General features: G+C 57.2%; 9 protein-coding genes and 2 pseudogenes. All 11 read left to right on the top strand.

All coding sequences use genetic code 11. The features are described 5' to 3' along the window. Positions 1-117 precede the first annotated feature (117 nt). The 11 genes and pseudogenes from aac(6')-IIc (at position 118) to LZP96_RS23515 (ending at position 8,046) form a co-directional block, all read left to right on the top strand. Positions 118-699: an aminoglycoside N-acetyltransferase AAC(6')-IIc gene (aac(6')-IIc, locus tag LZP96_RS23465; RefSeq protein WP_012695484.1), complete on the top strand. Its 582-nt coding sequence runs from the start codon at positions 118-120 to the stop codon at positions 697-699. Beyond that, on the top strand, positions 696-821 hold the full coding sequence (locus LZP96_RS23470) for a hypothetical protein (protein ID WP_022646489.1): 126 nt from the start codon (positions 696-698) through the stop codon (positions 819-821). Before aac(6')-IIc ends, LZP96_RS23470 begins: the two co-directional genes overlap by 4 nt. An 83-nt stretch (positions 822-904) precedes the next feature. Continuing rightward, positions 905-1,093 (top strand): annotated as a pseudogene (locus LZP96_RS23475) (EreA family erythromycin esterase); the annotation flags it as partial. Between the two features lie 93 nt (positions 1,094-1,186). Beyond that, entirely contained in the window at positions 1,187-2,542 is a 1,356-nt protein-coding gene (locus LZP96_RS23480; RefSeq protein WP_006473457.1) for an IS1380-like element IS1247 family transposase, read from the top strand. Positions 2,543-2,783: 241 nt separating this feature from the next. Then, complete coding sequence (gene aac(3)-IIg, locus LZP96_RS23485) at positions 2,784-3,593, top strand: aminoglycoside N-acetyltransferase AAC(3)-IIg (RefSeq protein ID WP_012695485.1); 810 nt, start codon at positions 2,784-2,786, stop codon at positions 3,591-3,593. Positions 3,594-3,720: 127 nt separating this feature from the next. Next, complete coding sequence (gene arr / locus LZP96_RS23490; RefSeq protein ID WP_012695486.1) at positions 3,721-4,134, top strand: NAD(+)--rifampin ADP-ribosyltransferase; 414 nt, start codon at positions 3,721-3,723, stop codon at positions 4,132-4,134. 386 nt (positions 4,135-4,520) lie between these two features. Next, on the top strand, positions 4,521-4,928 hold the full coding sequence (locus LZP96_RS23495) for a YybH family protein (RefSeq protein WP_063613390.1): 408 nt from the start codon (positions 4,521-4,523) through the stop codon (positions 4,926-4,928). An 86-nt stretch (positions 4,929-5,014) separates the two neighbouring features. After that, positions 5,015-6,055: pseudogene (gene ere(A) / locus LZP96_RS23500) on the top strand (EreA family erythromycin esterase); the annotation flags it as partial. Positions 6,056-6,237: 182 nt separating this feature from the next. Continuing rightward, positions 6,238-6,585 carry a quaternary ammonium compound efflux SMR transporter QacE delta 1 gene (locus LZP96_RS23505; RefSeq protein WP_000679427.1) on the top strand — a complete coding sequence of 116 codons (348 nt, stop codon included), beginning with the start codon at positions 6,238-6,240 and terminating at the stop codon, positions 6,583-6,585. Then, positions 6,579-7,418, top strand: coding sequence for a sulfonamide-resistant dihydropteroate synthase Sul1 (gene sul1 / locus LZP96_RS23510; RefSeq protein ID WP_000259031.1), 840 nt, complete (start codon positions 6,579-6,581; stop codon positions 7,416-7,418). Before LZP96_RS23505 ends, sul1 begins: the two co-directional genes overlap by 7 nt. Positions 7,419-7,545: 127 nt before the next feature. Then, positions 7,546-8,046, top strand: coding sequence for a GNAT family N-acetyltransferase (locus tag LZP96_RS23515; RefSeq protein ID WP_000376623.1), 501 nt, complete (start codon positions 7,546-7,548; stop codon positions 8,044-8,046). The last annotated feature ends 106 nt before the right edge of the window (positions 8,047-8,152 follow it).

The following is an 8,152-nucleotide window of genomic DNA, read 5'->3' on the forward strand; positions in this document are numbered from 1 at the left end:
CAAGCAGCAAGCGCGTTACGCCGTGGGTCGATGTTTGATGTTATGGAGCAGCAACGATGTTACGCAGCAGGGCAGTCGCCCTAAAACAAAGTTAGGCCCGCACGGAATCAACATCTCATGTCCGCCAACAATGCCGCAATAGTTCTACGAGTCATGGCCGAGAACGATCTGCCAATGCTCCATGCTTGGCTGAACCGCCCCCACATAGTCGAGTGGTGGGGCGGCGAGGATGAACGCCCAACTCTTGACGAAGTCTTAGAACACTATTCGCCCGAAGTTCTGGCAAAGCAAGCTGTAGTGCCTTACATCGCAATGCTAGATGACGAACCCATCGGCTACGCCCAATCCTACATCGCACTTGGAAGTGGCGATGGATGGTGGGAAGACGAAACTGATCCAGGGGTCCGCGGGATTGACCAGTCTTTGGCTAATCCATCACAGTTAAACAAGGGGTTGGGTACAAAGCTCGTACGCTCGCTCGTTGAACTCCTGTTTAGCGACCCGGCCGTAACGAAAATCCAAACCGATCCATCTCCTAGCAACCATCGCGCCATTCGCTGCTACGAGAAGGCCGGGTTCGTTCAAGAAAAAAACATCCTCACACCTGACGGCCCTGCGGTGTACATGGTCCAAACACGCCAGGCGTTCGAAAGCCTGCGCACTGTTCAAAGCTTCAAAATCAAGGGGAAGTGGTCATGAATGGCTGCACCATCTCTACCAACTGGTATCTCGGCGTGTTCTCATCTGCCTTCGCATCTGTCGTCAGCCTAACCGGGCGTTCAACCGGACATCAACGTGCTGCGCACGTTGATGTCGGTTAACTGGGGCGTTATGCTCTGTGAGCCTGGTTATTGGCGAAGCGAAAGTATGACGATTTCAGCAATAAACGCAAAAGGATAAAAAAATGACATGGAGAACGACCAGAACACTTTTACAGCCTCAAAAGCTGGAGTTCAATGAGTTTGAGATTCTTAATCCCGTAGTTGAGGGCGCCCGAATTGTCGGCATTGGCGAGGGTGCTCACTTTGTCGCGGAGTTCTCACTGGCTAGAGCTAGTCTTATTCGCTATTTTGTCGAGAGGCATGATTTTAACCCACATTTCCCAAGTAAGGCGCTGATTTCGCTGTCCTGACCATTATATTTCCTATATAAAACATGGTGTTGAAGGCTGCGAGGGGCGCGTTTCATGGATCACCCAGAGGGTGCGGGCTTGCAACGGGCAGATCGGGTGGATTTCGACCCTCGCGTGCGGCTGGAATTTCGCGGCACGCAGCTCAGTTCCGACGGCGGCCTTCTGGTGATGCGCGAGCTTGATGACGCGCTCGGGTTGTCCGATTTGGCGTCAGCGGCGCTGCGCGATACTCGCTCTGGCAAGAACACGGTCCATCGGCTCGACGGCCTGTTCCGGCAATCAGTCTTTGGGCGGCTGGCCGGATACGAGGATGTCAACGACGCCAACCGTCTCGCCTGCGATCCGGTCATGCGCCAAGTTGTCGGCGGCAGAGCGGTCGATGCACAAGCGGCCTCGGCATCGCAGATGGGACGGTTCGAGACCGAGACGCTGGCTCTGGCCGGGAACCGTGCCGCGCTGGCCGACCTGAACGGGCAATGGATCGACCGGTTCCATGACCGTAACGGGCTGAAGTACATCGTTCTGGACATGGACAGCTCGGTCAGCCCGACCCATGGCGACCAGGAAGGGTCCGCCTGGAATGGCCATTTCGACTGTAGCTGCTATCACCCCAACTTTCTGTTCAACCAGTTCGGGATGCTGGAACGCTGCGCCCTGCGCCATGGCAACGTCCACAGCGCCGATGGCTGGCGTGATGTTCTCGACCCCGTAATTGCGCGCTACGCGGAGCGCGACCTTGGTGGCAGGTTCTTCCGGGCCGATGCTGCCTACGCGATCCCGGCGATCTATGAGCGATTGGAAGAAGCGCGGTTCTTCTACGCCATCCGGCTGCCCGCAAACGCGGTCCTCAAGGACAAGATCGCGCATCGGCTAACGCGCCCTGTCGGGCGGCCGTCACTGACCAAGGTCAAGCGGTTCTTCGAGGAATTCGAGTATCAGGCGGCGTCCTGGGACAAGGAACGCCGGGTGATCGCCAAGATCGAATGGCATCCGGGCGAACTGTTCCCGCGTGTCGGCTTCATCGTCACCAACCTGCCGATGGAGCCGGACTGGGTGGTGCGGTTCTACAACCAGCGCGGCACCGCCGAGCAGCACATCAAAGAGGGCAAATACGCCTTTCGCTGGACGCGGCTGTCGTGCCGGAAGTTCCGCGACAATGAGGTGCGGCTGCAACTGCACGCCCTGGCGTACAACCTGGCCACCTTCTTGCGCTGCATCGAGCTGCCCGAGGCCATGGCCGACTGGTCGTTGACCAGCCTGCAACTGAAGCTGATCAAGATCGGGGCACGTGTGGTCCGTCACGCCCGCACCATCACCTTCCAGCTGGCCGAGGTCGCTGTCACCGGCACGATGGTACGCGCCATCCTCGCCGCTATCCGCCGATTGCGAGCGCCACCGCTATGCGCATGATCGCGATCCACGCTCAAACTGAACGAAAGCGGCTGGACAGATCTGTCCGCTGCGCTGAAAAACGCCGCCCCTGGGCAAGGAAACAGCGGCTTCGCGGTCTGATCCGTCCAGATCCAGCAGTCTGCGCGACCGCAGGTGCCGCTTGCGGCAGAAAATCCTTGTCTAGCGCTCGGATACAGGCTATCTTCACCTCAAACGACACGCCACTTGGGGAATGCAGGATATAGAGGATGGCAGCGGAATGAACACAAGGGAAACAATTGCGGCGGACCTTTCACGGCTGGGTGTCCAATCCGGCGCTCTCGTCATGGTTCACGCATCGCTGAAGGCGATCGGCCCCGTCGATGGAGGCGCAGCATCGATAGTGTCTGCCCTGCTCGATGCCGTCGGCCCCACTGGAAGCTTGATGGGATACGCCTCGTGGGACCGGTCGCCTTACGAAGAAACGCTCAATGGCGCACGGATGGATGCGGAACTGCGCCACCGATGGCCGCCGTTCGATCCAGCCATATCAGGCACGTATCGCGGCTTCGGCCTGCTCAACCGGTTCCTCCTCCAGACACCCGGCGCCCGGCGCAGCGCGCACCCGGATGCCTCGATGGTCGCGGTAGGGCCTCTGGCCGGCACTCTGACGCGGCCTCACGAACTTGGGCAGGCTTTCGGACCTGGATCGCCGCTGGAGCGTTTCGTCGAGCGTGCCGGAAAGGTTCTGTTGCTCGGAGCCCCGCTCGATTCCGTTACCGTCCTGCACTACGCCGAGGCCATTGCCCGCATCCCGAACAAGCGACGCGTGAGCTACGAAATGCCGATCCGCAGCGAGGACGGCGGAGTGAGATGGAAACGCGCCGAGGATTTCGACTCCAACGGCATTCTCGATTGTTTCGCTATCGAAGGAGAGCCGGACGCCGTCGAGACAATTACCAATGCCTATGTGGAGCTGCGACGCCATCGGGAGGGCTTGGTCGGTCAGGCGCACTGCTACTTGTTCGAAGCGCGGGATATCGTTTCGTTCGGTGTCGACTATCTTCAACGGCACTTTGGCTCGCCCTGATCCGACGCATGGCATGCGGGATGCTCGCCCGCACCCTATCAACGACTATGTATCCAGGGTGCGCCCCGCCGAAAATACGGGCCCCGCGACACTGTGAACAGAAGCGCTTAACATCAAGGGGGACTCTATGTCTGCTACCGCAACCATGTTTGCCCAGTCGTTCTTCCATGGAACCAAAGCCGCTCTTGCACCCGGTGATCTGATCGCCGTCGGTTATCGATCGAATTTCACAGACGCGAAATCCCTGTCGTGGGTGTATTTTACAGGCACGCTCGATGCGGCGATCTGGGGCGCCGAATTGGCGGGTGGCAGCGGAACGGAACGAATTTATGTCGTCGAACCGACCGGCGCCATCGAGGAGGATCCGAACCTGACGGATAAGAAGTTCCCGGGTAACCCGACCCTGTCTTATCGCTCCCGCGATCCATTGCGCGTAATTGCTGAAGTGACGAAGTGGCAAGCACACACGGCCCAGCGGCTGCGGGAAATGAAGGAGGGCCTGGCGCGTCTGAACGCAGAAGGTGCCGAGATCATCGATTAACGTCGCCTGCCGGCAGTGCCATCATGGCGCATGGAACCGACTGTAGCCGATGACCGCACTGGTCTTTATTCGCGTCGCGGATGCCACAAATTGCTTAGCCCACTCGCCGCCTGGGGCCGATTTTCGCCCCTCGCCTTGAAGGGATTCCGAGTAGAATCCCGTGGCCATTGTTAATTAAGCAAGCGCGTTAATTAACAAATATGATCTCCGCATCGCAACCGTACCTCTCGGTCAGGTTAAACGTGTCCAGGCTGGCAAGCACTTCGGCGCTTTGCCAGTTCATGCTGGCAATCGTGCCTACGCAATGATGGGCGGCATCGTCGTGGGAACGGCGCTGACGATTCTCTTCCTACGGGCCCTCTATGTCGCCTGGTTCTGGATCCCGCGTGAAGTCGAGCAAACTGATTAATATGCACGACTTCGATCAGTTGGTGCCGTTAATTTCACCAAATGCGATATTCTGGTTCAATGACGGATCATTTTGTGGACTGAAGCAGATACGGCAAGCCTTTGAGGAAACCTGGAAAAAATTTCCTCTTGAAAATTATTGGTTAGAAAACCTGGAGTGGGTTGCCCAGTCGAAAGATTGTGCCGGATGCACCTATCACTTCCGGTGGAGGGCAATTTTAAATGGTAGCGCTCTGGAAGGCGGTGGGCGAGGAACAACTATCCTTCGTAGAGAAGCGAATGTCTGGAAGATCACTCACGAACATCTGAGCCAGTTCCCTAAACAAGACCCCAAGGGCCGACAGCTGCCGAGTAGATCGCTCGGATTGCGCCAAAAGCGGTCATGAGAGAAATGCCGCGACCTCAATGGTCGCGGCTGGCAGTTATGCAACGTCCTGTAACTGGGCCTCTCCATTGTGGAGGAAGCATGCTTAATGCGATTGGTTTGGAATGTGGGGCGATTCAGGCATCCCGGCTATCTGAATGGCTCAACTCAACAGCCGGTGCTCATGAACTTGAGCGATTTTCGGATACCCTGACCTTTTCTTTGTATGGCTCAGTGCTGATTTGGGTTAAATCATATCTACGCGAATCAGGAAGAAAACTGCAGTTAGTCGGAATCGATTTACCCAACACCTTGAATCCAAGGGACGACCTAGCGCAATTGGCCGAAATTATCCAGGTCATCGACCACCTCATGAAACCCCACGTTGATGCGCTGACTCAGTTGTTGACGTCCATTGATGGCCAGTCGGCGGTTATTTCATCGGCAAAATGGGGGGAGTTGGAAACGGCTCAGCAGGAGAAAGCTATCTCAGGGGTAACCAGATTGAAGCTCCGTTTGGCGTCGCTTGCCCCTGTCCTGAAAAATCACGTCAACAGCGATTTTTTCCGAAAAGCCTCTGATCGAATAGAGTCGATAGAGTATACGTTGGAAACCTTGCGTGTAATGAAAGCTTTCTTCGATGGTACCTCTCTTGAGGGAGATACTTCCGTACGTGACTCGTATATGGCGGGCGTGGTGGATGGAATGGTTCGAGCGAATCCGGATGTAAGGATAATTCTGCTGGCGCACAACAATCATTTACAAAAAACTCCAGTTTCCTTTTCAGGCGAGCTTACGGCTGTTCCCATGGGACAGCATCTCGCAGAGAGGGAGGAGGGGGATTACCGTGCGATTGCATTCACCCATCTTGGACTCACCGTGCCGGAAATGCATTTCCCATCGCCCGACAGTCCTCTTGGATTCTCTGTTGTGACCACGCCTGCCGATGCAATCCGTGAGGATAGTGTGGAACAGTATGTCATCGATGCCTGTGGTAAGGAGGATTCATGCCTGACATTGACAGATGACCCCATGGAAGCAAAGCGAATGCGGTCCCAAAGCGCCTCTGTAGAAACGAATTTGAGCGAGGCATTTGATGCCATCGTCTGCGTTCCCAGCGCCGGCAAGGACAGCCTGGTTGCCCTATAGGAAACCAGAAATGAAATGAAGGAGCATAACCTGCCAATCCACCGGACGGTTTTCAACCGCCGGTGATCAGCGCGTTAGATGCACTAAGCACATAATTGCTCACAGCCAAACTATCAGGTCAAGTCTGCTTTTATTATTTTTAAGCGTGCATAATAAGCCCTACACAAATTGGGAGATATATCATGAAAGGCTGGCTTTTTCTTGTTATCGCAATAGTTGGCGAAGTAATCGCAACATCCGCATTAAAATCTAGCGAGGGCTTTACTAAGCTTGCCCCTTCCGCCGTTGTCATAATCGGTTATGGCATCGCATTTTATTTTCTTTCTCTGGTTCTGAAATCCATCCCTGTCGGTGTTGCTTATGCAGTCTGGTCGGGACTCGGCGTCGTCATAATTACAGCCATTGCCTGGTTGCTTCATGGGCAAAAGCTTGATGCGTGGGGCTTTGTAGGTATGGGGCTCATAATTGCTGCCTTTTTGCTCGCCCGATCCCCATCGTGGAAGTCGCTGCGGAGGCCGACGCCATGGTGACGGTGTTCGGCATTCTGAATCTCACCGAGGACTCCTTCTTCGATGAGAGCCGGCGGCTAGACCCCGCCGGCGCTGTCACCGCGGCGATCGAAATGCTGCGAGTCGGATCAGACGTCGTGGATGTCGGACCGGCCGCCAGCCATCCGGACGCGAGGCCTGTATCGCCGGCCGATGAGATCAGACGTATTGCGCCGCTCTTAGACGCCCTGTCCGATCAGATGCACCGTGTTTCAATCGACAGCTTCCAACCGGAAACCCAGCGCTATGCGCTCAAGCGCGGCGTGGGCTACCTGAACGATATCCAAGGATTTCCTGACCCTGCGCTCTATCCCGATATTGCTGAGGCGGACTGCAGGCTGGTGGTTATGCACTCAGCGCAGCGGGATGGCATCGCCACCCGCACCGGTCACCTTCGACCCGAAGACGCGCTCGACGAGATTGTGCGGTTCTTCGAGGCGCGGGTTTCCGCCTTGCGACGGAGCGGGGTCGCTGCCGACCGGCTCATCCTCGATCCGGGGATGGGATTTTTCTTGAGCCCCGCACCGGAAACATCGCTGCACGTGCTGTCGAACCTTCAAAAGCTGAAGTCGGCGTTGGGGCTTCCGCTATTGGTCTCGGTGTCGCGGAAATCCTTCTTGGGCGCCACCGTTGGCCTTCCTGTAAAGGATCTGGGTCCAGCGAGCCTTGCGGCGGAACTTCACGCGATCGGCAATGGCGCTGACTACGTCCGCACCCACGCGCCTGGAGATCTGCGAAGCGCAATCACCTTCTCGGAAACCCTCGCGAAATTTCGCAGTCGCGACGCCAGAGACCGAGGGTTAGATCATGCCTAGCATTCACCTTCCGGCCGCCCGCTAGCGGACCCTGGTCAGGTTCCGCGAAGGTGGGCGCAGACATGCTGGGCTCGTCAGGATCAAACTGCACTATGAGGCGGCGGTTCATACCGCGCCAGGGGAGCGAATGGACAGCGAGGAGCCTCCGAACGTTCGGGTCGCCTGCTCGGGTGATATCGACGAGGTTGTGCGGCTGATGCACGACGCTGCGGCGTGGATGTCCGCCAAGGGAACGCCCGCCTGGGACGTCGCGCGGATCGACCGGACATTCGCGGAGACCTTCGTCCTGAGATCCGAGCTCCTAGTCGCGAGTTGCAGCGACGGCATCGTCGGCTGTTGCACCTTGTCGGCCGAGGATCCCGAGTTCTGGCCCGACGCCCTCAAGGGGGAGGCCGCATATCTGCACAAGCTCGCGGTGCGACGGACACATGCGGGCCGGGGTGTCAGCTCCGCGCTGATCGAGGCTTGCCGCCATGCCGCGCGAACGCAGGGGTGCGCCAAGCTGCGGCTCGACTGCCACCCGAACCTGCGTGGCCTATACGAGCGGCTCGGATTCACCCACGTCGACACTTTCAATCCCGGCTGGGATCCAACCTTCATCGCAGAACGCCTAGAACTCGAAATCTAACGTCCGTTCGGGGGCACTGTTGCAAATAGTCGGTGGTGATAAACTTATCATCCCCTTTTGCTGATGGAGCTGCACATGAACCCATTCAAAGGCCGGCATTTTCAGC

The sequence above is a fragment of the Huaxiibacter chinensis genome (assembly GCF_022171985.1).
Lineage (GTDB): Bacteria > Pseudomonadota > Gammaproteobacteria > Enterobacterales > Enterobacteriaceae > Enterobacter > Enterobacter chinensis_A.